Here is a 25,926-nt window from a genome sequence, read left to right on the forward strand (position 1 = left end):
ACGGAATCGTTCAACACAGAGTCACGGAGACACAGAGGATTGTTGGAGATGATCCGGCGAGACATGGGCACATTCGGGCATTCCGCCACTGAGTGACGCGGGATTCCGCAGGGGCTGGAGCCCGTAACGCTCTCCTCGCCGTGCCTCTGTGCCTCTGTGGTGGCAGTAGCAGGAGCAACGCATGGACTCGTATCTGAGAATCGCCGAAGACGTGAAGCTGGGCGAAGGCGTGAAGATCTTCAGCTTCGTCAACCTCTACGGCTGCGAGATCGGCGCCGGCAGCCGGGTGGGGGCCTTCGTGGAGATCCAGAAGGGCGCGAAGATCGGCCGCAACTGCAAGATCAGCAGCCACACCTTCATCTGCGAGGGCGTGGAGATCGGCGACAACGTCTTCGTGGGCCACAACGTCTCCTTCATCAACGACAAGTTCCCGCGCGCCACGCGCCCGGACGGCACGCCGCAGACCGAGGAGGACTGGACCCTGGAGTTCACCCAGGTGGGCGCGGGCGCCTCCATCGGAACGGGCTCCACCATCCTCTGCGGGATCCGCATCGGGGAAGGGGCCATGGTGGGCGCCGGCAGCGTGGTGACCCGGGACGTGCCTGCGGGCGCGCTGGTGGCCGGCGTGCCGGCCCGGCTGATCCGGCGGGCGGACAAGTGAGAGCGCCCTTCCGGCTCCCGGAGCAGCCCGCGACCCGGCTGGGCCTCCTGCTGGCCCAGCTTGAGGACGGCCGCGCGCGCACGCTGCGCATCGTGGCGACGGCCCCGGCGGAGCTCCTGCACCACAGCTCGCCGGACTTCCCCAACAGCCTGGCCGCCCATCTGGCGCACCTGGCCGCCATCGAGTTGGACTGGCTCTACTGCGACCTGCTGGGTGTGGAGATTCCGGCCGAAGCGCTGGAGAACTTTCCCATCGACGACGTGCGGCAGGCGGACGGCCGGTTGGCCCAGGCGGAAACGGCCACGCTGCCCGAACTGCTCGCCGCACTGGCCCGCGCCCGCTACCTGTTGCTGACGGAGTGCGCGCGGCTGGCGGAGCCCGACCTGGCGGAGTTGGTGCAGGGCCTGGAGGGGGCCGCGACGCCCGAGTGGATCTTAAGCCACCTGCTCCAGCACGAAGCCGAGCACCGGGGCGTCATGCGCCGGATGATCGCCGCCTGGGCCCCGCGCGCCTGAGCCTTCCCAAGCATCTCACCACAGAGTCACAGAGGCACAGAGTTTGAATTGGGCTCTGCCTGGGTCGAGGGTCGCTCGTCCGGGAGTCCGCTTGATCACGAAGACTCGAAGTCTCGAAGATGAATTGTGTCACGTGAGGTGAAGCCCGCCAGGTTGACCTCTGATCCGTCTATCACCACAGAGACACAGTGACACAGAGCCACTGAGTTTCAATGGAGTGGGTGAGGTGAAGGCCTTCAGGCCTGAACCAGATCCAGGTGGTGACGCCGTCAGGCGGAACCAACTACGTGGTGGCAGGAAGTCCAAACTGCGGCCAGAGTCAGGCCACCGCGAGGTGGCCTGACTCTGGCCGTTGAGAAAAAGCGCCTCTTTGGCGCCACCTTTCTGGTGCCAGCAGAAAGGTGGCAAACAAGGCCTCCGGCAAGAGACAGGGATGACAGGCGAGGTTTGGGATCCCCCGGTCAAGCCGGGGGATGACGGGTGGGGGGATCATTTCTGGCGCCAGCAGAAAGGTGGCAGACAAGGGTTCTCAGCAAATGATAGGAACGCGGTGAACCCCCATCCCAACCTTCCCCCTTGCAGGGGGAAGGGGCCGCCCGAGACGACAGAATGAGAGGCGCCTTCGCGCATAGAAAAACGCCGGGGCCGAGCCCCGGCGTCGCAGCAGTTGTACCGATCCCACAGCGGATCGGGGTGATCGGTGGTTTCATGTTCCACCGACCGCTTGTTGTTTCGTCAATCGATGGAGCCGTCTTTAGCCGACCGGGAAAAAATCTGCGCGGGGGGTGGGACGCCGGAAGGTCCTGCTCCCGCTGGCCAGCTTTGCTAGATTCGGCCCATGTATTTCACGCTGCTGGGTCCCACCGCGGAGAATTCCGCCCACTGTCGCTACCTGAGTGCGGGCAACGCCGGACTCCTGCTGGATGCCGGGCTGGATCCCCTGCGTGAGGGCCGGGCCGCGCTGCCCGACACCTCCGCGCTGGACCACCATCCCGAGTACTATCCCGTCCACGCCATCCTGCTCAGCCACGCCCACGTGGATCACATGGCCGCGCTGCCCGTGCTGGCCGCGCGCTGGCCCGAGGCGGCCATTCTGTGCACCGAGGCCACCTGGCGCTTGACCCGCCTGCAGTTGTGCCGTCACGCCACCCTCTGGGCCCAGGCCTCCGAGAGCGGCGCGGAGCTGGAGGAACCCCTCTACGGCCCGGCGGACGTGCAGGACCTGGAGGAGCGCGTGCGCTTCGTGGAGAAGGGCGAGCGCCTGCGGCTGGAGATCGAGGGCGCCGAGGAGCTGCACCTGACGGCCTTCGACGCCGGCCACATCCTGGGCTCCACTTCCTGGCTGATCGAAGCCGAAGGCCAGTCCCTGTTCTACACGGCGGACCTCTGCGGCCGTCCCCAGAGCGTGATCCAGGGCGCCGTCTATCCGCCCGGCGCGGACGTGGTGGTCAGCGAGTGCACCGTGGCCTGGAGTCCGGCCCACGCCCAACTGGCCCGCCGCGCCGAGATCGAGCGCCTGGCCGACTCCATCCGCGAGGTGGCGGCCCTGGGCGGCTCCATCCTGATGCCCGTGTTCAACATGGGCCGCGCCCAGGAGCTGCTTTACATCCTGCACAGCCTGAAGCGCAAGGGCCGGATCCCGCCGCTGCCCGTCTACCTGGGCCGCCGGGCCTGGGAGATCGCCCAGCTCTACGACCAATTCGCCGCCAAGGACCGCCGCCTGCTGCCGGACTTCCAGTTCTCCCAGACCCTGGTGGACATTTTGGATCCGGAGGAGAGCGCGCTGGATCTGGAAGGTTCGCGGATCTTCCTGGTGCCCTCGGGCATGCTCCAGCCCCACAGCGCCTCCTGGCGCGTGGCCCGGCGCATGCTGCCCCTGCCGCTCCAGGCCATCTTCTTCGTGGGGCACTCGGCGGGGGGCTCCTTCGCCAAGCGCTTGCTCAAGAGCAAACCCGGCGACCTGCTGGAGATGGACGGCGCCCAGGTGCCCCTGCACTGCCGGGTGGAGAGCTTCCTGTTCTCCTCGCACTCCAGCCTGCCCGAGCTGTTGGACATGCTGCAGCGGGTCAAGCCGCGGCTGCTGGTGGCCCTGCCCGGGCGCAAGGACTCGGCCCGGCGCTTCCTGGAGGCGGCCCAGGCCCAGCAGCCCGAGCTGCGCGTGGAAGAGGCCCTGCCCGGCAGCGAGCTCGACGTCAGCGACTCATGAGTCTGCTGGACCGCGAGCTCTCGGCCCGGGTGATCCAGCTGGCCATTCCCGTGGTCATCTCCCAACTCAGCCAGACCGTGGTGGGCATGGTGGACACCATGATGGTGGGCCGGCTGGGCGTCGTTCCATTGGCGGCCACCGGGCTGGCGGGGTTGGCGGTCTGGATGGTGATGGGCGCCGTGGGCCACTTGTCCACGGGCACGCAGATCCTGGCCTCGCGGCGCACGGGCCAGGCGGACCACGCCGCCGCCGGCCGCGCGCTGGCCTCGGCCCTCCAGGCCGGCCTGCCCTTGGGTGCGCTGCTGACCGTGGTGCTGCTCTGGCTCTATCCGCTCTACTACGGCCTGATCCTGGACGGGCCGGAGGATCCCCTCTACGAGCCCAGCCTGTACTACACGCTTTGGCGCATCTCGGGCCTGGTGCCCTACGTGGTGATCTCCGCCCTGCGCGGCTTTTTCAACGGCATCGGGGACACGCGCCAGCACATGCGCGTGGCCATCGCCATCAACCTGCTCAACATCCCGCTCAACTGGGTCTTCATCTACGGGCACCTGGGCGCCCCGGCCCTGGGCGCCCCGGGGGCCGGGCTGGCCTCCATGCTGGCCACCGTGGGCGGGATGGTCGTGTTCCTGGTCCTGGCCTACCGGGCGGGGCTGCGCCGGCGCTGGGACTTCCACTGGGGCCAGGTCCTGCGTCGGCCGGTGAGCGGGCTGGAGAGTCCGCTACGCGTGCTGCGCCTGGCCCTGCCCGCCTCGGCCCAGGCCTTCTTCGTCCTGGCGGGCTTCACGCTCTTCATCGCCATGATGCGCCACGTGGGCACGGTGGAGGTGGCCGCCACCAACGTGGTCTTCACCATCCTGTCCTTCTCCTTCATGCCCGGCTTCGGCATCGGCATCGCGGCCAGCACGCTGATCGGCCAGCTGCTGGGCGCCGGCCAGCCCCGGGAGGCCATGCGCGCCGGCTGGGAGGCCCAGAAGCTGGGCATGCTGCTGATGAGCTCGCTGGGTCTGGTCTTCCTGCTGTTCCCCGATCCGCTGGCGCGCCTGTTCACCCAGGACGCCGCCGTGATCGACGCCGTGCGCTGGCCCCTGCGTCTGCTGGGCTGTTTCCAGGCGCTCGACGCCCTGGGCATGACCACGGCGGGCTGCCTGGAAGGCGCGGGGATGACCGGCTTCGTGATGCGCGTGGACGTGGGACTCAACTGGCTGGTCTTTCTGCCGCTCTCGGCGGGCATCATCTTCGGGCTGGGCGGGGGCATCCTCGAGGCCTTCGCCGCCCTGGCCGTCTACCTGAGTTCCTACGCCCTCATCCTGCAGTGGGCCTACCGCCGCGGCGAGTGGGCGAAACAAGTGGTCTGAGACGCCTGGAGCGCGCTGGCCGGCGGACTCGGCTTGTGCTTCCGCGCGAGCCGCCCGCGTGTCACATGGATCGGAAGGTTGCATGAATCCGACCGCCCCGAACCCGCTCGAGACCCTGCGCCTGGCCGTCCTGCAGCTGGACCCCGAGCAGGCCCCGAGCCTGGCTGAACTGCCCGGGCGCCTGGAGGAGCTGGTCCGGCAGGGCGCCCAGGCGATCCTGCTGCCCGAGTTCTGGAACACGGCCTTCGAGGGTGGCCGCCTGGCCCGGGGCGCGTTGAGCGGCGAAGACGGGCTGGCGCCGCTGCTGGAGTGGAGCACGCGTCATCCGCGCCTGCTGCTCTGCCCGGGCTCGTTGCCCGTCCGGCTGGCCGACGGGGATGGACCGCGGCTGGTCAACCGCAGCTGGCTGATCCAGGACGGCGCCATCCGGCTGCGCTACGACAAGCTGCACCTGTTCGGTCCGCTGGGGGAGCCGGCCTGGGTGCGTCCGGGCGGCCGGCCCGCGCTGGCGGAGCTGGGGCTGGAGGGCGGGAGCCTGCGCGTGGGTCTGGCCATCTGCTACGACCTGCGCTTCCCCGAGCTCTTCCGCGACCTGGCCGCCCGGGGCGCTGAGTTGATCCTGTTGCCCGCCCAGTGGCCGCGTGCGCGGCACTTCGCCTTCCATCACCTGCTGCGGGCCCGCGCGCTGGAGAACGGGATCAGCGTGGCGGGCGTGAACCGGCTGGGGCGCTCCGGCGGCACGGACTTCGACGGCGGCAGCGCAGCCTACGGCATGGGCGACGGGCAGGTCTTCCTGGAACCCCTCTACGGGCGGGAATCGTCGCTGGTGGAACTGGATCTGGCGGGCGTGCGGCGCGAACGGGCCAAGTTGGACGCCGTGGCGGATCGGCGTTACCGGCTGACGCTGGAACCCGGGACGCCGCCGCTGACGGGCGGGCCTGCCCCACGCTGAATACTCAGGCCCGGAGCGCGGGCCCGGCGTCCCCGCAGAGGAAGCGCTCCCAGAGTTCCTCCAGCAGCTCCAATGCCGGACCCCGGTGCCGTTCCCGGGCCAGCACGGCCAGCTCCGATGGTTGGGCGCCCAGCTCGGCAATCCAGCAGGAGCGCCAGGCTCCCGCCACGGCGCTGGCGGCCAGGGGCGTGGAGCAGTCCGCGCCCAGCAGCAGGCAGAGTTGGGGACGGGCCAGCAGGAAGGCCGGCAGGATGGACCCCTCCGCTGCCTCGGGCGCGTCGCCGGACAGCCAGCGGCGCACGCAAGCCTGTTGAACGGCCGCATGGCCGGCCTCCGCCACCAGCAGGAAGTCTTCGTAGTAGCGCTCCATCTCGCCCAGGATCTGGGCGGCCCGCTCGGCATCTCGCGGGGCGCCTGCCAACAACTCCGGACCCGCCACCACCAGCAGGCGCCGGCAGCGCTCCAGCCGGCCGCAGAGCCGCTCCAGCCCGTCAGGCGGCATCACGGTTCCCTCCAGCCCGCAGGCAACGGGGCGCGCAAGGTCAGGCGCCGGCTGCCCACCGGATGGGCGAACTGCAGTTCGTGGGAGAACAGGGCCAGGTGCCCGCCGGGCAGCGGCGCGCCGGCCCCATAGCGCAGGTCGCCGCGCAGGGGGTGGCCCAGGGCGGCGAATTGGACGCGGATCTGGTGCGGGCGGCCGGTCTCCAGCTGGACCTCCACCTCGCTCTGCCAGTGGCCGCGGCTGTCCGTGTAGAGGTCCACCAGCCGGTACGACAGGCGGGCCTCCAGAGCGCCGGGGGTCTCCGGAGCCACCACACTCACCGTGTTGCGCTCCTCGTCCTTGAGCAGGAAGTGGCGCAGCTGGCCCTCGGGCTTGGCCAGGCGACCTTCCAGCTGCGCGCGGTAGAGCTTGCGCACGCTGCGGCGGCGGAACTGGCCGGAGAGGCGCGCGGCGGCGCGCGACGTGCGGGCCAACAGGACGATCCCGGCGGCCGGGCGGTCCAGCCGGTGCAGCAGGCCCAGCCAGGCGCGACCGGGTTTGTGATACACGGTCTGCACCCAGCGCCGGCCCCACTCCAGCAGGTCCGGATCACCCGAGACGTCCTCCATCACGGGCATGTTGAAGGGCTTCACCAGGGCCAGGCAGTGGTTGTCCACGTGCAGCACGCGCGGCGCGCAGGCCGGCCAGATGCCCACGGGTTCGGCGCCGTCCAGTTCGGGCAGCAGGGGGTGGCCGGCACGGTCCTGGTTCACGGAGCCTCCGGCGTCCAGCGGGCGTAGATGCTGCAGGGCAGCTCGCGGCAGGGCCGCCCGGGGACGGGCTCCTCACGCAGGCGCAGCTCGCCCAGTTCGATGGAGCCGGTGGCGAATTCGTCCTGCAGCAGGCCGCCCAGCACGCCGGCCGAGTAGCCCAGGCTGTAGGCGTTCACCAGCAGGAAGGCGGGCTCGTCGGCCAGCAGGCGCCGGCAGTCGCCAAGCAGGGGTTGCACGTGGGTCTCGAAGCGGAAGACCTGGCCTTTGGGGTCGCGTCCGAAGGCCGGCGGATCGAGCAGGATGGCCTCGTAGCGCCGCCCGCGCTTCAGCTCCCGGCGCAGGAAGTCGCCGGCGTCGTCCACGATCCAGCGCAGCGGCGCGTCCGCGAGCCCCGAGTGCGCCTGGTTGCGGCGGGCCCAGGCCACCACGTCCTTGGAGGCGTCCAGGTGGCAGACCTCCGCGCCGGCGGCGGCGGCGGCCAGACTGGCGGCCCCCGTGTAGGCGAACAGGTTCAGCAGGCGCGGCCGGTGGCCGGGATGGGCCGCGCTCCAACCCAGCAGCCGGGCGGTTTGCCAGCTCCAGTTGGCCTCCTGCTCGGGGAAGACCCCCGTGTGCTTGAAGGGCGTGAGCTCCAGTTCCAAGGTCAGCTCCTGGTGGCGGACCAGCCAGGGTTTGGGCAGGGCGCGCCGCCGCTCCCAGTGGCTGCTCCCGAAGCGCAGGTCCTTGTGGAACCAGGCCCCGGCCTGCTCCCAGCGCGCGCTCTCCAGCCGGGGACGCCAGAGCGCGTTGGGATCCGGGCGCACGGTGCTCACGTCGCCGAAGCTCTCCAGCCGCTGGCCGTCGCCGGAATCCAGCAGGCGGTGGAACTCCGCCCGGCCGCAGGCGGCGCGGATCAACTCCAGTCCCACTCAGCGGCCTCCGCGGGAGAGGTAGCGGTAGTAGTCGCTGGAGGTGGAGAGGATCAGCGCGGTCTCCGGGTTGAAGCTCTCCTGGTAGCTCTCCATGGTGCGCATGAAGGAATAGAACTCGCGCGACTGGGCGTTCTGGTTGTAGGCCCCGGCGTAGATGCGCGCGGCCTGGGCGTCGGCCCGGCCGACGATCTCCTGGGCCTTGCGATAGGCCTCGGAGGAGATGGCCTTGAGCTCGCGCTCGCGCTCGCCGTTGATCCGGCTGGCCTCGCCCTGGCCCTCGGAGCGGTACTGGTCGGCGATGCGCCGCCGCTCGCTGATCATCCGTTCGTAGACCTTCTGCCGCACCTCTTCCACGTACCCGATGCGCTTGAACCGCACGTCCAGCACCTCGATGCCCAGGTCCGTCACCCGTTTCTGGGCCGCGCTCAGGACCTCGGCGCTGATCGCCGGACGCCCCGCGCGAATGGTCAGGTTCACGTCGCCGGCCAGCGAGTCCATGTCTTCGGCGCCGCTCATGGGCCGGTTGCTGGAGCGCACCAGTTCCACCAGGTCGTGCCGGGCCACCGCCGTGCGGGCCTCGCCGTCCAGGATGTCGTCCAGCCGCGAGTGGGCGCCGCGCTCGTCGCGCAGGCGCTGGTAGAACAGCAGCGGGTTGACGATCCGCCAGCGGGCGTAGGTGTCGATCCAGATGAAGCGCTTGTCGCGGGTGGGGACCTGGTTGGGGTCGCCGTCCCACTCCAGGAAGCGCTTGTCGAAGCGGTGGATCTCCTGGATCAGCGGGAGCTTGACGTGCAGGCCCGGCCGCGTGACCGCCGCGCCCACGGGACGGCCGAATTGGGTGATGATCACCTGTTCGGTCTCGTTCACCTGATAGACCGCGGAGAACAGCAGGACCAGGGCCAGCAGGCCCAGTCCCAGGCGCAGGGCGAGTCTCATTTCGCACCTCCCGCGGCGGCGGGCAGTTCGGCCGCGCGGCCGTCGAACAACATCAGCGGCAGCAGGCCCTTGGCGTCCTCGTCCAGCACGACCTTGCGACCGCTCTTGGCCAGCACGTCCTTCATGCCTTCCAGGTAGAGGCGCGTGCGCGTCACCTCCGGCGCGCGCTGGTACTCGGCGTAGAGCGACGAGAAGCGCGCGGCCTCGCCCAAGGAACGGTTGACGCGGTCCGTGGCGTAGCCCTCGGCCTGCTGCACGGTCTGGTCGGCCTCGCCCGCGGCCCGCGGGATCACGCGGTTGTACTCGCTGCGGGCCTCGTTGATCAGCTTCTCGCGCTCCTGCTGGGCTTCGTTGACGGCGTTGAAGGCGGGCTTGACGGGATCCGGCGGGTTGACGTCCTGGAGCACCACCTGCTCGATCTTGATTCCGGTCTCGTACTGGGTGCAGAGCTGCTGCAGCTCCTCCTCGACGGCCAGGCAGATCTCCTGGCGGCCCACGGTGAGCACCTCGTTGACGCTGCGGTCCCCCACCACCCGGGCCATCGAGGCCTCCGTCATGTCGCGCAGGGTTTCGCCCGGCTCGCGCACGCGGAACAGGTACTTGTAGGGATCGGCCACGCGGTACTGGATGATCCACTCCACATCGGCCAGGTTGAGGTCGCCGGTCATCATCAGCGATTCCTCCGTGAAGTCCTCGGCCGAGTACTCGGTCTTGATGCCCGCCTTGAGGGTGCGGAAGCCGAATTCCTCCTTCAACTGCCGCTCCACGGGCACCTTGATCACGCTCTCCACGCCGTAGGGCAGCTTGAAGTGCAGGCCGGACTCCACCTTGCGCGTGTAGGCGCCGAAGCGCAGCACCACGCCCACCTCCTCGGGGCCGACGGTGAACCAGGACGAGAGCAGGAGCACGAGCGCGGCCAGCAGCGCCGAGAGCCGGCCGGCCCGGGCCCGCAGGCCGCCCAGCCGGTTCAGCCAGCCGCGGTCCAGTTTGATTTCCTTGAAATCCATGAATGCCTCGTCGTGAAAAGGTGGGAACGACAGGCAATGTAAGGCATGTGGTGGCGGCCTCCTTGCCACGCTGACCAGCGGGCACGTGCTCTGGACGGGCGTGCAGCGGGCGAACACGGATCTGCGGTGGGCCTTCAGCCGCGCGCAGCGTCGGCTGCAAGGGCCGCCCGGGCTTATTTGTGCAGCGGGCGCTCCAGCGCGTCGAAACTGGCCTCCCAGAAGGCCTCGCTCAGGGTCGGGTGCGCGTGGATCACGCCCGCGATGTCCTCCAGCGTGGCTTCCAGCTTCATGTGCGCCACCGCCTCGCTGATCAGGTCCGTGGCGTTGGAGGCCACCACGTGCACGCCCACCACCTCGCCGTAGGGCTCGGTGGCCAGCACCTTGACGAAGCCCTCGGTGTTGCCTTCGGCCAGCGCCTTGCCGTTGACGGAGAGCGAGAACTCGCCCTTGCGGTAGGGCAGGCCCAGCTCCTTGACCTGCTCCTCGGTCATGCCCACCGAGGCGATCTCGGGATCCAGGTAGAGGTTGACGGGAATGTTGGTCACGTCCACGGGGTGCTCCTGGCCCGCCATGTGACTCACGGCCGCCGTGCCCTGGGCACTGGCCGCCTGCGCCCAGAGCAGGCCCGTCACGTCCCCCGCCGCGTACAGGCCGGGCAGGCTGGTGCGGCCGTACTCGTCCACTTGCAGGAATCCCCGCTCGTCCAGCCGCGGATTCAACTCCCCGAAGGCGGGCAGCACGGCCCGCCGGTCGGCGCAATTCACCAGCAGGTGGCAGGGCACGAGCTCGTTCCCGAGCTGCAGCAGGCCGTCCCCGGCGGCCAGGGGCCGCTCCAGCTCCAGCTGGACGGGGATGCCCAGTTTGTGCATGCGCTTCTGCACGAAGTCCTGCAGGTCCTGGTCCAGGAAGCCCAGCAGCCGCTGGGAGGGCGCGGCCAGCCGCACGGAATGGCCGGAGAGGCGCAGCATCAGGGCGGTCTCGCAGGCGGCCCCGTTGGCACCCCAGACCACGATCTCCGCCGGCAGGCCCTCCAGGGTGAAGAACTCGGGCAGGCTCTTCACCAGCCCCGCGGGCAGGCCCGCCAGGGCGGAGCCCTCGGGCACAGCGCCCGTGGCGATCAGCACGTTCTTCGTCTCCAGCAGGCGCTCGCCCACCCGGACGCGGCCCGGGCCTTCCAACGCGGCTTCGCCCTTCAGCACCTCCACGTGGTTCTTCTTCATCAGGAATTCCACGCCGCGCACCAGCTTGAGGACGATCTTGTCCTTGCGCGAGACGGCCTTCTTCCAGTTGAAGTGGAGGGCCGCCGGGTCCACGCCGTCGATGCCGAAGGTCTTGGCCTGGGACAGCCGGTCGTAGAACTTGGCGCTCTCCATCAGGGCCTTGGACGGGATGCAGCCCCAGTTGAGGCACTGCCCGCCCATGTGCTGGCGTTCCACCAGGGCCGTCTTGAGGCCCAGCTGGGCCGCGCGGATGGCCGCCACGTAGCCGCCGGGTCCGCCGCCGATGATCACGCAGTCGAAGGTCGACATGGGGTGCACCTCTCGTTCCAAGCCACTCATCCCGACGCGTTGCCTGTCATCCCTTGGGAAGCCTGTCATCCCAGCGAAAGCCATTCCCTTCCCCCGCCCCCGGCGGGGGAAGGCGCTGCGAAGCAGCGGGGGATGGGGGCATTCAAGCCACTCACAGCCCCCACTGGCGCCGGAGGCGCGGCTTCCCCTCCCGGACGCTTCAGTCCATCAACATGGCCAGCGGATTGGCCAGCAGGTCCATCAGTTCCCGCAGAAAGCGCGCCGCGTCCCCGCCGTCGATAATTCGGTGGTCCACGGCCAGCGAGAGGGGCAGCACCTTGCCCGGAACCACGGCGCCCTGGCGCACCACGGGCTGGTCCAGCAGGCGGCCCACGCCCAGGATGGCCGATTCCGGCACGTTGATGATCGGCGCGCCAAAGATCCCGGCGATGGCCCCGTAGTTGGTGATGGTGAAGGTGCCGCCTCGCAGCTCGTCCAGGCGGATCTGGCGCGTGCGGGCACGCTCGGCCAGGTCGGCGATGCGCAGGGCCAGCTCGCGGATGCTCAGCGTGTCCGCGTCACGGATCACGGGCACCAGCAGGCCTTCCGGCGTGTCCACGGCCAGGCCCAGGTGGACGAAGTCGTGGAAGGTCACCTGGCTGCGCTCCATGTCCAGGCGGCAATTGAGCTTGGGATGCCGACGCAGCGCGGTGGCCACGGCCTTGCAGATGAAGGGCATGTAGGACAGGCGCAACCCCTGGGCTTCGTAGCGTTCGCGCTGGGAGGCGCGCAGCTCCACCAGCCGGCTCACCTCCACCTCCTCGAAGGTGGTGGCGTGGGGCGCGCTGAACTTGGACTGCACCATCCGGGCGGCCACGGTCTTGCGCAGCTGGCTGAGCGGTTCCGTGCGCTCGCCGCCGCGCGGACCCGCCGCCGGCGCGGCCACCTGTGCCGGCACGGAAGAGGCCGACGCGGGACTGGCGGCCGTCTGGCCGGCCCGCTGGATGTCCGCCTTCATCACGCGGCCCTGGGGCCCGCTGCCCGCCAGCCGGGAGAGGTCCACACCCAGATCCTTGGCCAGGCGCCGGGCCACCGGAGAGGCCGTCACCCGACCGCCCCCGGTCGCATCGGATGTCGTGGCCACAGGGGCCAGGCCTTCGCCCGAGGCGGGCATCACGTCCGGGCCCGTGGCCACTTCGATGTTGCCCACCACGCCGGGGCCGGACTCGCCGCCGACGGGCTCCGTGGCCGCGGCCACGGCCGGAGCGGGAGCCGAAGCGGCCGCGGACGCCGTGCCGTCCCCGGTCTCGAGCTCCACCAGCGGATGGCCCACCAGCAGGATCTCCTCGGGCCGCCCGTGCAGGCGCAGCACGCGCCCGGCCCGGGGCACGGGAATGTCCGCCACGACCTTGTCCGTCTCCACCTTGGCCAGCAGGTCGCCTTCCTGCAGCAGTTGGCCCTCCTGCACGTACCACTGCAGCAGCTTGCCTTCGGTCAGGCCTTCGCCCAGGTCGGGGAAGAGAAACACGTAGGCCATGGTCACTCCGCCTGGTTGTGGAGCTGGATCAGCTCGTAGAGCACGCGCTCGGGCGTGGGCATGTAGTGCTGCTCGCCCATGGGCAGCGGCATGATGGTGTCGAAGCCTGTGATCCGCCGGGGCGGGGCCTCCAGCCAGTAGAGGGCCTCCTCGTTCACCCGGGCGATGATCTCCGCCGCCACGCCGAAGGAGGTCGGCCCCTCGTGGAGCACGGCCAGGCGGCCCGTCTTCTTGACGGATTCCAGCAGCGTCTCCGTGTCCAGCGGGTAGATGCTGCGCAGGTCGATCAGCTCCACCGACAGACCCTCTTTGGCCGCGAGCTCCACGGCCTGGCGCGCCACGCGCATCATCGCCCCGTAGGCCACCAGCGTGAGCCGCGTGCCGGCCTGGACCACGCTGGCCTTGCCCAGCGGAATGCGGTAGGCCTCGGCCGGGACCTCCTGGCGGAAGGCGCGGTAGACCTTTTTGGGCTCCATGAAGAGGACCGGATCTTCGCTCTCGATGGCGCTGATCAACAGCCCCTTGGCGTCGTAGGGCGTGGAGGGGATCACCACCTTGAGGCCCGGGATGTGGGCCAGCATGGCCTCCATGCTCTCCGAGTGCAGCTCCAGCGCCTGGATCCCGCCGCCGTAGGGCAGGCGGATCACCAATGGCACAGTGAAGGCGCCGCGGCTGCGGTTGCGCATCCGTGAGACATGGGTCACCAGCTGGTTCATGGCCGGGTAGATGAAGCCGCAGAACTGGATCTCCAGCACCGGCCGCAGCCCGGCCACGGCCATGCCCAGGCCGGCGCCCATGATCACCGACTCCGCCAGCGGCGTGTCGAAGACCCGGCGCTCGCCGTACTTCTCCTGCAGTCCCTGGGTCACCCGGAACACGCCGCCCTCCAGGCCGGCGTCCTCCCCGAAGACCAGCACGCGCTCGTCGTCCCCCAGCTTGTAGTCCAGGGCCGACTGGATGGCCTGCACCAGGTTCATCGCGGGCATCAGCGGGCCTCCTTCCACTGCAGGTAGGCCTCGTAGGCCGCCTGCTGCCGGCGCAGCTCGGCCGGCCGGTCGCTGTACTGGTGAGCGAAAATCTCGTCCAGGGACGTCTCGTGCAGCTCGTCCACCTCGCGCATGGCCGCGTCGGTCTCCGCAATGGCCGCCGCGCGGCACTCGTCCTCCCGGGCGGAATCCCACAGTTCGCGGCTCTCCAGGTGCAGGCGCAGGCGGATCAGCGGATCCCGCGGCGCCCACTCCTCCTCCTCCTCCTTGGGCCGGTAGAGGCTGGGGTCGTCCGCCGTGGTGTGCGGACCCATCCGGTAGGTGTAAGCCTCGATGAGCACCGGGCCCTGACCCGAGCGCGCGTGCTCGGCCGCCGCCCGGGTGGCGGCGTGGACGGCCAGCAGGTCGTTGCCGTCCACCTGGATGCCCGGCATGCCGTAGGCCACGGCTTTCTGGGCCAGGGTGGCGGAGGCCGTCTGGTGGCGCCGGTTGAGGGAGATGGCATACTGGTTGTTTGTGCAGAAGAAGATCACCGGGCACTTGAACACGGCCGCCCAGTTGAGCCCCTCGTGGAAATCGCCCTGGGACGTGCCGCCGTCGCCGAAGTAGCAGATCACCACCTCGGAGCCGCCCTGGTAGCGGATGGCGTGCCCGATGCCCGCGGCGTGGGTGATCTGGGAGCCAATGGGCACGGAAAGCGGCAGCAGACGCGGCAGGCCGGGGTGCACGCTACCCCACTCGCTGCCCTTGAAGTAGAGCAAGTGGTTGCGGATGGTGCCGCCCTTCTGCAGCACGGCGCCCAGTTCGCGGTAGGATTGCACCATCCAGTCGGACGCTTCGAGCGCCAGTGCGCTGCCCACGGCGGCGGCTTCCTGGCCCTTGTTCACCGGCAGGGTGTGGATGCGCTTCTGGCGCTGGAACTGGAGGGATTTCTCGTCGGCCACCCGGGCGCGGAGCATCAGCCGGTAGGCCTCCGCCAGCGCCTCGTCCGTCCACTCGGGCAGGTGCTTGTGGTTGACGATGCGCCCGCTCTCGTCAAGGATTTGCAGTCGTTTCCCCTTGAGGGGATCGTAACTTGTCAGCACCGGGCCTCCTCCCTTTCCCTGCTGCGGATCCGGATTGTAGCGGGCCCTGCCGCCCCGGCGGCGTGCCGCTCGCGAAGTAAGTTAGGCATGGTACATTCCCGGCGCCGAAAATCCAAGAAACTCAGGCGGATCCCCATGATCATCTTGCACAAAGTCTTTCATTTCTGTGCCGCCCACCGTTATTGGAATCCGGAACTGAGCGCCGAGGAAAATCAGGCCTGCTTCGGCGAGGACGTCCATCTGCACGGCCACAATTACAAGCTGGTGATTTCAGTGACGGGGGAGGTGGACGAGCGGACGGGTTTCGTGGCCGATCTGGGCCGCCTGAAGCGCCTGGTTCGCGAGCGCGTGCTGGACGAACTGGACCACAAGCGCATCGAGACCGACGTGGACTGGTTTCGCACGCGCCAGCCCTCCACGGAGAACCTGGTGCGCTGGATCTGGGAGCGCCTGGAGGGCGCCGAGCTGGGCTGCCGGCTGGTCCGGGTCCGGCTGCACGAGACTGAGAGCATCTACACCGACTTCGTCCGGCCCTGAGTCGGCCCTGGCCTCGGGATCAGGCGGGGGCCTCCGCCTCCAGCTGCTCCAGCACGGCGCGCAGGGTCTGGGAGGCCGAGTGCCCCAGTTCGGCCAGTTCCGGCAGGACGGCGCCCATGAAGCCGGGGTCCAGCAGCGCCACCTCGCGATGCTCGCCCCGCTCCCAGAGCACCACGTTGCAGGGCATCAGCGTGGCCACCAGCGGCTCCAGCTCCAGGGCCCGGTGCGCGAAGGCGGGATTGCAGGCGCCCAGGATCCGGCAGGGCGGCGTCTCCAGGCCCAGCTTGGCCTGCAGCGTGGCGGCCACGTCGATCTCGGTCTGGACGCCGAAGCCGGCGGCTGCCAACAATTCGCGCAGGCGGGCCTCGGTGGCGGGAAAGTCCAACCGGGTGCGAGTGCGCAGGGCGAAGGGGACAGGTTGGTCCATCGGGGCCTCCAGGAAAATTGATTGATAGAGTGTAGTAATCGAAAAGGGCTGCGGGCGGGGCAGGAAGAGGGCCCGGCTTCTTGCACGGCTTTGGACTTGTCGGTACCTTAACAGTTCAGACAGCAACCGTTGAACCATAGGCTCAGGAGTCGTTGATGGATCTCTCAACCAGCTATATGGGACTTCAGCTTCCCAATCCGCTCATCGCCGCCGCGTCCCCGCTTTCCCGCGAGCTGGACACGGTGAAGCGCCTGGAAGAGGCCGGCATCGCCGCCGTGGTGATGTACTCGCTCTTCGAGGAGGAAATCCGCCACTCCGAACTGGAACTGGCCCACCATCTCGAGACCTCGGCGGACAGCCACAACGAGGCTCTGGGCTACTTCCCGGATCTGGGGCACTTTCATTCCGGCCCCGACGGCTATCTCGAGCAGATCCGCAAGCTCAAGCAGGCCGTCGCCATCCCCGTCATCGCCAGCCTGAACGGCGTCACGCCCGGCGGCTGGACGGCCTACGCCCACAAGATGGAGGAGGCCGGCGCCGACGCCATCGAGCTCAACATCTATTCCATCCCCACCCATCCGGATCTGGACGCGGCGGCCGTGGAGCAGATGTACCTGGAGGACCTGACCCGCGTGCGCCAGAGCGTGCGCGTGCCCGTGGCCATCAAGCTCTCGCCCTTCTTCAGCAGCCTGCCCAACATGGCGCGCAAGCTGGAGCAGTCCGGCGCCGACGGCCTTGTGCTGTTCAACCGCTTCTACCAGCCCGATCTGGACATCGAGAATCTGGAAGTGGTCCCCGAGGTGCACCTGAGCAATTCCGCCAGCCTGCGCATGTCCCTGCGCTGGACGGCCATCCTGCGCAGCGTGGTGAGCCGGGCCAGCCTGGCCGTCTCCACGGGCGTGCACACCGGCCGGGACGTCATCAAGGCCAGCATGGCCGGCGCCGACGCCTGCCAGCTCTGCGCCAGCCTGCTGATCCACGGGCCCGACCACGCCCGTGGCATGCTCGAGACCGTCCGCCAGTGGCTGACCGAGCACGAGTACGAATCCCTGCGTCAGCTCAAGGGCTCCATGAGCCTGGACAAGGTGCCGGATCCCGCCGCCTTCGAGCGCGCCAACTACATGCGGGCCCTGCGCGAGTACCGCTAGCCGCTCTGGGCCGCTGGCTGAAATGAAAACGGGGCCCGCTTGCGGGCCCCGTCTCGTGTGATACAAGCAGCGCTTACTTCACCAGCAGCATGCGCTGGACCTGGACGCGCCCGTTCTGCTCCAGACGGGCCAGGTAGACGCCCGTGGCCGCCGGGCTGCCGGAGGCCGTCAGGCCGTTCCAGCGGGCGGAGTGGCGGCCGGCGCCCTGCACGGCCTGCACCAACCGCGCCACTTGACGCCCGGCCAGGTCGTAGACCGCCAGGCTGACCTCGCCGGACTGATCCAGCTGGTAGCGGATCTCGGCGCTGGGATTGAAGGGGTTGGGCACCACGTCCAGCAGGGCGAAGTCCGCCGGCCGCGGGGCCGGCTCCAGGGCCGTGGCCGGCGTGGTGGTGAAGGTGGCCGAGTAGATGTAGTCGCCGCCGCTCTGGAGGTTGCCGTTGGCCGCGTTGCCCATGGCGTAGAAGGTGACGTCGCTGGGGTTGGCCGGGGCCGTCCAGTCGAAGCTCCAGCTGACGGGGCCGTCCAGCGTGTTGTTCTGGGTGCCCGTCGAGGTGTGCTTGACGTAGAGGTCGCCGCCGTCGAAGCCCATCTGCGTGTTGGTCGCGTCGGTGATGGTCACCTGGCCGCGGTTGCCCGGGCTGATCTCGAAGCCCCAGCGGCGCTGACCCGGATCCTGCAGCGTCACCGTGATGGTGTAGGACTGGCCCGGCACGTACTCCGCCGGCCCGTCGATGTTGAAGGAGCCGTTGCCGCTGTTCAAGGCGTTGCCGCCGTGGCACTGGGTGCAATTGGCCTCGCCCGGGGCGCCCGTGTAGCCGTTGGGCGGGCCGCCCGAGTAGCTGAAGGCAAGGGTCGGCACCAGGAGGAGGAACAAGGCTGCGTACTTCATGAATCTCTCCGTCTCGGTTGTTGTTGTGCAGGATGGATCCCCGGTGGCCGGCACGGCCCACTTCGCAAGCGCCGGCCCGGACCCGGGTGGCCCGGATTCAGTCCGGAGCCGTTTTCCGTCACAAAACTGACTTAATTGGGACGAACAAACAATCAGAAAACATGTGGAAGTGCGAACAAGCGGCGGAGATTTTATTTCCGAGTTGTGAAATTACACCACGTGAAGTAAAATGAGTGATGGAAACGCGGAGCGGGCGGGAAATCCGGCCCAGCGGCACCCGAAGCATGGAAGAGGAACACGGACATGACCATTTCCGACGACGCGCGCGAGCGCCTCTTGCCCATCCTGGCCGAGCACCCGGGCAGCGGATTGCGGATTTCGCTGGACGGCCTGGGCTGAGGCGGGCCCCGGCTGGGGCTGGCTCTGGATGAGCCGCAGGACGACGACGAACAGCAGACGGTCAACGGCATCCTGGTCCTGACGCGCCCGGACGACGCGGCCTGGCTGACCGATGCCCAGGTGGACTACCACAAGGATTCCTGGCGCGAGGGCTTCTCGGTGACGCGGGGCGGGGCGTCCTGCTGCTGATCAGCGGGCGGCGGCATCCTGCCGTCGCAGGCGATCCAGCACGCGATGCTGCAGCCAGGAGAGGACGGGGGTCAGGCCCAGCGCCAGGCCCACCGTGCCCAGCCAGAGCTGCAGCGTGCCCTGGGCGCACCAGGCTTGGAACCCGGCCAGCCACTCCTGTCGGCCTTGGGGCACCCCGGGCACTCCGGTGTCGCCAAAGGCTCCCAGGCCCTGCAGGGTCAGCCGCGCGGCGGCCAGCAGCAGGATGACCGCCAGCAGGCGTTCCAGCACGCGGCTGTCCAGCTGGGTCTTGAGCCGCGAGCCCACCACGGTGCCCACGCTGCCGGTCAGCACCAGGATCAGCACCAGGCGCGGGTCCAGGTTGCCCGTGTGCAGCACGTGGCCCGTGCTGACGGACAGGCTGCCCAGCAGCACGGCGATCTGGCTCACCGGGATCAGGTCCTGGATGGGCTTGGGGAAGAAGGCCAGCAGCACGGGCACGTAGAGAATGCCGCCGCCCACGCCCAGCAGGGCGGCGATCAGGCCGCCGGCCAGCGCCACCAGCAGCGGCGCAACGGCGCTTACCGGCTCGGCCTGCCACGGACTGTGGTAGCGCAGCAGGGGCAGGGCCAGCCAGGCCCGCACCCGCTCCCCCGGGGGCCGGCGCGTGCGCAGCAGGCGGACGGCCAACCAGACCAGCAGGATCAGGAAGCCGCCGCGGATCAATTGGTCCACCAGCAGCGGCTTGCCCAGCGCGCCCAGGGCCCAGGTGCCCGCCTGTCCGCCCGCCATGGCCGCCAGTCCCATGATCAGTCCCAGCCGCCAGTCCACCTGGCGCCGCGGCAGGTCGTGCACCAGCGCGTCGGCGGCGTTGGAGATGATCGCCACGTTCATGCTGCCCGCCGCCAGGCGCGGGGGGATGCCCAGGCTGATCAGCAGCGGAATCACGATCACGCCGCCGCCCACTCCGAACAGGCCGGCGGTGAGCCCGCCCGCCAGACCGCCCAGGGCCAGGGTCCAGAACGAGACCAGTTGTCCGCCCAGCTGCAGCAGCGGTTCAAGCGCCATGCGCGACAGCCTCCACGGGTTGCTCCAGCAGCCAGAGCCGCTGATACACTCCCCCCAGCGCCAGCAGCTCGTCGTGGGCGCCTTCCTCCACCAGCCGGCCCTGATGCAGGACGAAGATCCGCCCGGCTCCGCGGATGGTGGAAAGGCGGTGGGCGATCACCAGCGAGCTGCGCCCCTTCATCAGTTCGGCGATGGCCTGCTGGATCAGCCCCTCGCTGACGCTGTCCACGCTGCTGGTGGCCTCGTCCAGGATCAGCAGCGCGGGATCCCCGGCCAGCGCGCGCGAGAAGCTCACCAGTTGGCGCTGGCCGCCGGAGAGCAGTTGGCCGCGTTCGCCCACCGGCGAATCGTAGCCCAGTTCGCGCCCGGCGATGAGCGTGTCCAGGCCCGTGCGCGCGGCGGCTTCCTCCAGGGCGCCCTCGGGCAGATCGCGGCCCAGCAGGATGTTGTCCGCCAGGCTGCCGGAGAAGAGGAAGACGTCCTGGAGCACGATGGCCATCCGGCTGCGCAGGGCCTGCAGGTCCCACTCGCGGATGTCCACGCCGTCCACCAGGATGCGGCCGCGCTGGAACTCGTAGAAGCGCAGCAGCAGGCCGGCCACGCTGCTCTTGCCCGCGCCCGTGTAGCCCACCAGCGCCGCGCTGCCCCCCGCCGGGATGCGCAGCGACACGTCCCGCAGCACCCAGTTCTCGCCCTCGTAGGCGAACCAGACCTGCTCGAGCACGATCTCGCCTCGGCGGGGCGGGGCGGGCGGGCCGCCCACGCCGCCCACCGCGCCGGAGAGCAGCGTGGTGGGCTCGTCCAGCAGCTCGAACACGCGCTCGGAGGCCGCCATGGCGCTCTGGAGGATGTTGTACTTCTCGGCCAGGTCGCGGATGGGGCGGAAGAAGCGGTCGGCGTAGGCCAGGAAGGCCACCAGCGCGCCGAAGCTCAGCGTCCCTTCCAGCATGCGGCCCGCCGCGGCCCAGAGGATGGCCGCCGTGGCCACGCTGCCCAGCAGCTCCATCAGCGGGAAGAACACGGCGAAGTAGAAGATGGTGCGCACGTTCTCGCGCATCAGGTCGTCGTTCATGCGCCCGAAGCGCAGGCGCGTGGCCGCTTCCCGGCGGAAGAGCTGGACCACGCTGATGCCCGTGATGGTCTCCTGCAGGAAGCCCGTCACCTCGCCCACCAGCGAGCGCACCCGGCGGAAGGCCGCCCGGGTGAGGCGCTTGAACTGGAAGGAGGCCAGGAAAATCAGCGGGACCACGGTGAACAACACCAGCGCCAGGCGCCAGTCCATCCAGAGCAGCACGCCGGCGATGGCCGCCAGCAGCAGCAGGTCCTGGAAGATCAGGATCATCCCGCCCGTGAACAGCTCGTTCAGGGATTCCACGTCGTTGGTCAGCCGGCTCATCACCTGGCCCACCGGATGCCGGTCGAACCATCCCGGGTGCAGGCGCAGAACGCGCTGGAACAGGCGCTGGCGCAGCTCCAGCACGATGCTCTGGCCGATCCAGCCTGTCACCAGCTGCTGGCCGTAGCGCAGCAGGAAGGCGCCCAGCGAGAAGCCCAGGAAGGCCAGCAGCGAGCGCAGCAGGCCGTCCAGGTCCTTGGCGGGCAGGTTGACGTCGATGGCGTGGCGCGTGACCAGCGGCACGGCGGTCTCCAGCCCGGCGGCGCCCACGATCATCAGCAGGGCCCAGGCCGCGCCCTGCCAGTGCGGCTTCAGGTAGCCCGTCAGGCGCCAGAGCAGGCGGCCGTCCAGCCCGTGCTCCTCGCCCGTCCGGCCGCCGCGGCTTCCTCCCGGTCCTCTCATCAGGCGGCCTCCAACTCGCCGACCAGCTCGCTGACCAGCTCCTGGCGCTGCCAGAGCGCGGCGTAGAGCCCGCCCAGCGCCACCAGTTCAGAGTGCGTGCCGCGTTCCACCACCCGGCCCTGGTCCAGCACCAGGATCTCGTCCACCTCCCGCATGATGGAGAGCCGGTGGCTGGCGATCAGCACGGTGCGGCGGCTCATCACGTCCCTGAGCCGGCGCACCAGGGCCTCCTCGGTGCGCGTGTCGATGGCGCTCAGCGCGTCGTCCAACAGGAGCAGCGGAGCCTCCGAGAGCAGGGCGCGGGCGATGGTGGCGCGCTGCTTCTGGCCGCCGGAGAGGGTCACGCCGCGCTCGCCCACCAGCGTCTCCCAGCCCTGGGGCAGCTGGGCCAGATCCTGCTCCAGCCGGCTGTCCTCCGCCGCCCGGTTCAGGTCGGCGTCCGGCGCGTCCGGCCGGCCGTAGCGCACGTTGTCCGCCAGACTGGCGCTGAACAGGAAGGCCTCCTGGGGCACGACGCTCAGCTGGGCGCGCAGCAGGTCGGCGTCCAGTTCGGCCAGCTCGTGGCCGCCCAGCCGGATGCTGCCCTGGTCGGGATCCGCCTGGCGCGAGATAAGCCGCAGCAGCGTGCTCTTGCCGCTGCCCGTGGGTCCCACCAGGCCCAACGTGCGGCCGGGTTCCAGCGTGAAACTGATGTCCGTCAGCGCCGGGGTGGCCGCATCGGGATAGCGGAAGCCCAGCCCGCGCACCTCCAGCAGGGGCACCAGCTCCGGCCGCAGGCCGCCCCGGTTCAGGTCCTCCGGCGCGCCCAGGATCTCGTTCAAGCGCCGCATGCCCGCGCTGCCGCGCTGGAGCAGGCTCAAGCTCCAGCCCGTGGCCACCATGGGCCAGGAGAGCAGCGTGAGGTAGGTGGAGAAGGCCACGTAGTCGCCCAGACTGAGCCGCCCGGCGATGATCAGCACGCCGCCCTGCCAGAGCACCAGGCCCTGGCCCACGGCGAAGAGCAGGCCCAAGAGCGGCCGGAACGCGCTCTGGAGGCCCACCAGTTTCATCTGCAGGCGGCGGTACTCCAGCAGCTCGCGGTTGAAGCCGGCGCCGCGCGCCTCCTCCTGCACGTAGGCCTGGACCACGCGGATGCCGCTCAGGGATTCCTGGATCGAGGTGGAGAGGCGGCCGAAACAGCGCTGGGACTCCATCGTGGCCAGGTGGATGTGGTGCGAGATCCACCACACCAGGCCGCTGATCAGTGGCAGCAGCAGCAGCACGATGCCCGTAAGGCCCGGCTGGATCCAGAGCATCATGCTCAGGCTGTAGGCGCTGAGGAAGAGCGTGTCCAGCGAGTACATCAGCGCCGGGCCGGCGGCCATGCGCACGTTCTCGATGTCCTGGGTGGCGCGGCTCATCAGGTCGCCCGTGTAGTGGCGGGCGAAGAAAGCGCGGGGCAGCTCCAGCAGGCGCTCCAGGTAGGTGGCGCGCAGGTCGCGCTCCACCTTGCGCGAGGCGCCGATGAGGATCCGGCGCATGGCGAAACGTGTCAGGCCCTGACCCACGCTCACGGCCAGCAGCCAGCCCAGGTACCAGCCCAGGGGGTGTCGCACCAGTCCGACGCGCAGGTCGTCGATGGCCGCGCCCAGCAGGCGCGGGCCGAAGATCAGGATGGTGTTGGTCAGGAGCACGAACAGCGCGCCCGCGGCCAGACGGCCCTTGTAGCGCGCCAGCAGGCGCAGGATCTCACTCAGGTTTCGCACCGCGCTCCCTTTCCGCGGGTTCGCCCGCCTCTTCGTCCGGCGCCGCGGCGGCTGCCCCCGGTGCGTCGAACTCCCGCCCGGCCTCCAGATCCTCGCGCTGGATGCGGCCCAGGGCGGCCAGCCGTTCCTCCACCTCGCCCAGCAGTTCGGGCCGGGCGACAGGCTTGACCAGGGCAGGGGGCAGCGCGTGCCACTGGCGGCCCGCGCCGGGTTGGGCGGCGAAGTGGGCGCGCAGCCAGCTGCCGGGCAGCAGGGCGGCCTCGGCGCTGAGCCGGAAGAGATCCGCCGCGCTGCCGCGCTGCTGGCGGCGCCAGCGCCGGCCGGCCTCCTGCAGGTCGAAGAGCCGGGCGCTGGCCAGGGCCTCCCGGCCCGGCTCGCGCAACAGGTGCTGCCAGGCGGCTTCGGCCAGCAGCGGGGGCAGGCCGGACTCGCGCTCCAGCCGATGCCGGATCTCGGCCTCGGGCCGCATGGCCAGCCGCCGCTCCAGGTCCGCGCGGGTCAGGCAGAGATCGCGCCAGTCGGCCAGCCTGGAAAGCAGGCGCAGGCGGGCATCCCCCGCCAGCCAGCCGCTGCGCGGCAGCCAGGCTCCGGCCCAGCGGGCCCAGACGTCCAGGTCCGCAGGGCGGGTCAGGGCGGCGAGCACGCCCGCCGCCGGGTCGGACAACTCCTGTCCGCGGATGCGCCGCAGGAGCCAGAGCCGTCCCGGCAGTCCCTCGCGGGCGGCGCTCACAGCCAGCTGGCCGTGGTGGTGCTCGGCCAGCAGGGCCTCCAGCCGGGCGAGATCCAATAAGGAAAGATCGGGCAGGGCCAGCCCCTCGCCCGCCTCGTCCGGACCGGGACAGGGCCAGTCCGGCTCCAGGCCGGGCTGGACGCGCGCGGCGGGCCGCTCGTGCTCCAATCCCAACTGGACCAGGTGGCGACTGATGTCCTGGAGGTGTCGGTTGTGCAGCCAGGCCCAGTGTTCCGGGCGCGGCGGGTCCAGCGCGAACTGGCCGCGCAGCCAGGGCAGTGCCGGCCCCTCCGCCGGTGTGGCGCCCAGATAGCGTTGGCGCAGGGTTTCGGCGCGCTTCTCCAGGTCGGCGGCCAGGCCGCCCAGCTCGCTCTCCACGCGCTCCAGCAACTGGGCCAGGGACCAGCCGGCCTCGGCCTCCAGCTCGCGCCAGGCGCGGTCCGGCGCGGGAGTTTCGTGGGGGAGGGCGTGTTCCAGTTCATCGGCCAGGGTCAGCAGACCCTGCAGGCCCGGACGCGGCTGCAGTGGCAGGAGCAGGGGCAGCCGCTGCTCCAGCTGGCGGGCCGTGGCGCGCAGCCGCCGGGCGCCACGGCGGCCGTCCTCCCGGGAGCCCGCCAGCTCCAGCTGTCCGCGGCTGCGCAGCGGGGCGGCCAGCTCCTCCAGCCGCTCCAGTCGTTCCAGCACGAGTTCGGGATCCGCAGCCAAGGCCGCCGGACCCAGGGCCTCGGCCGCCCGGGCGGCCAGCTCGGCCCGCTGCGGGAGTTGATCCAGTTCGCCCAGTTCGCGCTCCAGCTGGCGCAGGGCCAGTTGGCGGCGGCCTTCCGCCAGCGTGGCGGGCGGGGCGGCGGCCTGCAGCTCCGGCCGGACGCCGGTCAGCAGATCCCGGGCGCGCGCGCGTCCCGCCGGACCCAGGTCCGACCAGAGTGTGGTGCCCAGCTCCGCGCGCCGCAGGACGCGCTCGGGCCGTAACCAGCTCCAGGCCGCCGGCAGGGAGCGGGCGGAGGAGGGCTCAGACATTGAAGCGGAAATGGACCACATCCCCTTCCTGAACCACGTATTCGCGGCCCTCCAGGCGCAGGCTGCCCTTGTCCTTGCAGGCGCTCAGGCTGCCCAGCCGCAGCAGTTCGGCGGAAGGCGCCACCTCGGCGCGAATGAAGCCCTTCTGGATGTCGCTGTGGATGACCCCGGCGGCCACGGGCGCCGTGGAGCCCTTGTGCAGGGTCCAGGCCCGGCACTCGTCCTCGCCCACGGTGAAGAAGGTCTCCAGCTCCAGCAGCTCGAAGGACACGCGCAACACGCGGTTCAGGGCGGGTTCGGTGATGCCGTACTCGGCCAGGAATTCCCCGGCCTCCTCGGGCTCCATCTGACCCAGCTCCATCTCGATCCGGGCGCTGACCTGTAGGAAGCGCTGGCCGCCGCCTCCCGCCTGCTCGCGCAGCAGAGCCAGGCGCGCCTCGTCCGTCACCGCGTCGTCCTGGGTGTTGAGCACCACCAGCAGCGGCTTGAGGCTCAAGAACGCGTAGGAGCGCAGCACGCGCCGGCGCGCCTCGTCCAGTTCCATCGTGCGCAGCGGACGTTCCTCATCGAGGGCGACGTGACACAGTTTCAGGGTCTCGAGCTCGTAGGCCAGCTCCTTGTCCTTGGCCTTCATCAGCTGTTTTTCCAGCCGCTCGATCCGTCCCTCGCAGATGGCCAAATCCGAGAGCAGGAACTCATCCTGGGCCGTGCGCAGGTCGCGCAGCGGGTCCGGCGGGCCGTCGGGATGCGGCAGCTCGGGATTCTCGAAGTCCCGGAGCACCAGCAGCAGGGCATCACAGGGCTTCAGGGTCTGCAGCACCTCGGCCGGGAAGCCGCTGGATTTGCGGCCCTCGCCGGACAGGCCGCCCAGGTCCACGTAGTTCACCGTGGCATGCACCGTGCTCTTGGGCTTGTAGAGTGCGCTGAGCCGCTCCAGGCGCTCGTCGGGCACGCGGGCCACGCCCCGGTTGGCGTTCTTGCGTCCACCCGCGTAGCCCAGTTCCACACCCAGCCCGGTGAGTGCGTTGAAGAGGGTCGTCTTGCCCGCCTGGGGCAGTCCGATGATGCCGATTTCCATGTG

General features: G+C 70.0%; 23 protein-coding genes. 7 read left to right on the plus strand and 16 right to left on the minus strand.

Translation table 11 applies throughout. The features are described 5' to 3' along the window. Positions 1–181 precede the first annotated feature (181 nt). From WC326_00720 to WC326_00740, 5 genes are all read left to right on the plus strand, one after another. Complete coding sequence (locus WC326_00720; GenBank protein ID MFA7329570.1) at positions 182–661, plus strand: acyltransferase; 480 nt, start codon at positions 182–184, stop codon at positions 659–661. After that, a complete protein-coding gene (locus WC326_00725; protein MFA7329571.1) occupies positions 658–1,176 on the plus strand; it encodes a DinB family protein in 519 nt (172 codons plus the stop codon). Before WC326_00720 ends, WC326_00725 begins: the two co-directional genes overlap by 4 nt. 838 nt (positions 1,177–2,014) lie before the next feature. Continuing rightward, positions 2,015–3,382, plus strand: a complete 1,368-nt coding sequence (locus tag WC326_00730) for an MBL fold metallo-hydrolase (protein MFA7329572.1) — start codon at positions 2,015–2,017, stop codon at positions 3,380–3,382. Further along, positions 3,379–4,740, plus strand: coding sequence for an MATE family efflux transporter (locus tag WC326_00735; GenBank protein MFA7329573.1), 1,362 nt, complete (start codon positions 3,379–3,381; stop codon positions 4,738–4,740). Before WC326_00730 ends, WC326_00735 begins: the two co-directional genes overlap by 4 nt. 82 nt (positions 4,741–4,822) lie before the next feature. Next, positions 4,823–5,692: a nitrilase-related carbon-nitrogen hydrolase gene (locus WC326_00740; protein MFA7329574.1), complete on the plus strand. Its 870-nt coding sequence runs from the start codon at positions 4,823–4,825 to the stop codon at positions 5,690–5,692. A 4-nt stretch (positions 5,693–5,696) separates the two neighbouring features. Here WC326_00740 and WC326_00745 read toward each other — a convergent pair whose 3' ends face one another. From WC326_00745 to pdhA, 9 genes are all read right to left on the minus strand, one after another. After that, positions 5,697–6,197 (minus strand): hypothetical protein, encoded by a 501-nt coding sequence (locus WC326_00745; GenBank protein ID MFA7329575.1) that lies wholly within the window; start codon positions 6,195–6,197, stop codon positions 5,697–5,699. Beyond that, positions 6,194–6,946, minus strand: a complete 753-nt coding sequence (locus WC326_00750; GenBank protein ID MFA7329576.1) for an RluA family pseudouridine synthase — start codon at positions 6,944–6,946, stop codon at positions 6,194–6,196. Before WC326_00750 ends, WC326_00745 begins: the two co-directional genes overlap by 4 nt. Further along, positions 6,943–7,854 carry an RsmD family RNA methyltransferase gene (locus WC326_00755; GenBank protein ID MFA7329577.1) on the minus strand — a complete coding sequence of 304 codons (912 nt, stop codon included), beginning with the start codon at positions 7,852–7,854 and terminating at the stop codon, positions 6,943–6,945. Before WC326_00755 ends, WC326_00750 begins: the two co-directional genes overlap by 4 nt. Then, a complete protein-coding gene (gene hflC / locus WC326_00760) occupies positions 7,855–8,793 on the minus strand; it encodes a protease modulator HflC (protein MFA7329578.1) in 939 nt (312 codons plus the stop codon). Continuing rightward, complete coding sequence (gene hflK, locus WC326_00765) at positions 8,790–9,800, minus strand: FtsH protease activity modulator HflK (GenBank protein ID MFA7329579.1); 1,011 nt, start codon at positions 9,798–9,800, stop codon at positions 8,790–8,792. The genes hflC and hflK overlap by 4 nt, the downstream gene beginning before the upstream one ends. A 173-nt stretch (positions 9,801–9,973) precedes the next feature. Next, positions 9,974–11,329 carry an FAD-dependent oxidoreductase gene (locus WC326_00770; protein ID MFA7329580.1) on the minus strand — a complete coding sequence of 452 codons (1,356 nt, stop codon included), beginning with the start codon at positions 11,327–11,329 and terminating at the stop codon, positions 9,974–9,976. Between the two features lie 199 nt (positions 11,330–11,528). Continuing rightward, a complete protein-coding gene (locus WC326_00775) occupies positions 11,529–12,845 on the minus strand; it encodes a dihydrolipoamide acetyltransferase family protein (GenBank protein ID MFA7329581.1) in 1,317 nt (438 codons plus the stop codon). 2 nt (positions 12,846–12,847) lie between these two features. Continuing rightward, positions 12,848–13,831 (minus strand): alpha-ketoacid dehydrogenase subunit beta, encoded by a 984-nt coding sequence (locus WC326_00780; GenBank protein MFA7329582.1) that lies wholly within the window; start codon positions 13,829–13,831, stop codon positions 12,848–12,850. Then, positions 13,831–14,916, minus strand: a complete 1,086-nt coding sequence (gene pdhA / locus WC326_00785) for a pyruvate dehydrogenase (acetyl-transferring) E1 component subunit alpha (GenBank protein MFA7329583.1) — start codon at positions 14,914–14,916, stop codon at positions 13,831–13,833. Before pdhA ends, WC326_00780 begins: the two co-directional genes overlap by 1 nt. Positions 14,917–15,051: 135 nt before the next feature. Between pdhA and WC326_00790 the strand changes: the two genes are divergently transcribed. Further along, entirely contained in the window at positions 15,052–15,453 is a 402-nt protein-coding gene (locus WC326_00790; GenBank protein MFA7329584.1) for a 6-carboxytetrahydropterin synthase, read from the plus strand. Between the two features lie 19 nt (positions 15,454–15,472). On the opposite strand, the gene WC326_00795 is transcribed toward WC326_00790, so the two are convergent. Further along, positions 15,473–15,880 carry a DUF302 domain-containing protein gene (locus WC326_00795; GenBank protein MFA7329585.1) on the minus strand — a complete coding sequence of 136 codons (408 nt, stop codon included), beginning with the start codon at positions 15,878–15,880 and terminating at the stop codon, positions 15,473–15,475. Positions 15,881–16,035: 155 nt separating this feature from the next. On the opposite strand from WC326_00795, the gene WC326_00800 reads away from it, so the two are divergent. After that, the gene (locus WC326_00800) at positions 16,036–17,028 is read left to right on the plus strand and encodes a dihydroorotate dehydrogenase-like protein (GenBank protein MFA7329586.1); all 993 of its coding nucleotides are present in this window, start codon (positions 16,036–16,038) and stop codon (positions 17,026–17,028) included. A gap of 73 nt (positions 17,029–17,101) precedes the next feature. Here WC326_00800 and WC326_00805 read toward each other — a convergent pair whose 3' ends face one another. The 6 genes from WC326_00805 to ychF form a co-directional block, all read right to left on the minus strand. Beyond that, positions 17,102–17,920: a choice-of-anchor V domain-containing protein gene (locus tag WC326_00805; protein MFA7329587.1), complete on the minus strand. Its 819-nt coding sequence runs from the start codon at positions 17,918–17,920 to the stop codon at positions 17,102–17,104. A 588-nt stretch (positions 17,921–18,508) separates the two neighbouring features. Continuing rightward, on the minus strand, positions 18,509–19,555 hold the full coding sequence (locus tag WC326_00810) for a sulfite exporter TauE/SafE family protein (GenBank protein ID MFA7329588.1): 1,047 nt from the start codon (positions 19,553–19,555) through the stop codon (positions 18,509–18,511). After that, positions 19,545–21,353 (minus strand): ABC transporter ATP-binding protein, encoded by a 1,809-nt coding sequence (locus WC326_00815; protein MFA7329589.1) that lies wholly within the window; start codon positions 21,351–21,353, stop codon positions 19,545–19,547. Before WC326_00815 ends, WC326_00810 begins: the two co-directional genes overlap by 11 nt. Next, a complete protein-coding gene (locus WC326_00820) occupies positions 21,353–23,098 on the minus strand; it encodes an ABC transporter ATP-binding protein (GenBank protein ID MFA7329590.1) in 1,746 nt (581 codons plus the stop codon). Before WC326_00820 ends, WC326_00815 begins: the two co-directional genes overlap by 1 nt. Beyond that, entirely contained in the window at positions 23,082–24,845 is a 1,764-nt protein-coding gene (locus WC326_00825; GenBank protein ID MFA7329591.1) for a hypothetical protein, read from the minus strand. Before WC326_00825 ends, WC326_00820 begins: the two co-directional genes overlap by 17 nt. Continuing rightward, positions 24,838–25,923 (minus strand): redox-regulated ATPase YchF, encoded by a 1,086-nt coding sequence (gene ychF / locus WC326_00830; protein ID MFA7329592.1) that lies wholly within the window; start codon positions 25,921–25,923, stop codon positions 24,838–24,840. The genes WC326_00825 and ychF overlap by 8 nt, the downstream gene beginning before the upstream one ends. Between the last annotated feature and the right edge of the window lie 3 nt (positions 25,924–25,926).

It is taken from the genome of Candidatus Delongbacteria bacterium (assembly GCA_041675285.1).
Classification (GTDB): domain Bacteria; phylum CAIWAD01; class CAIWAD01; order CAIWAD01; family CAIWAD01; genus CAIWAD01.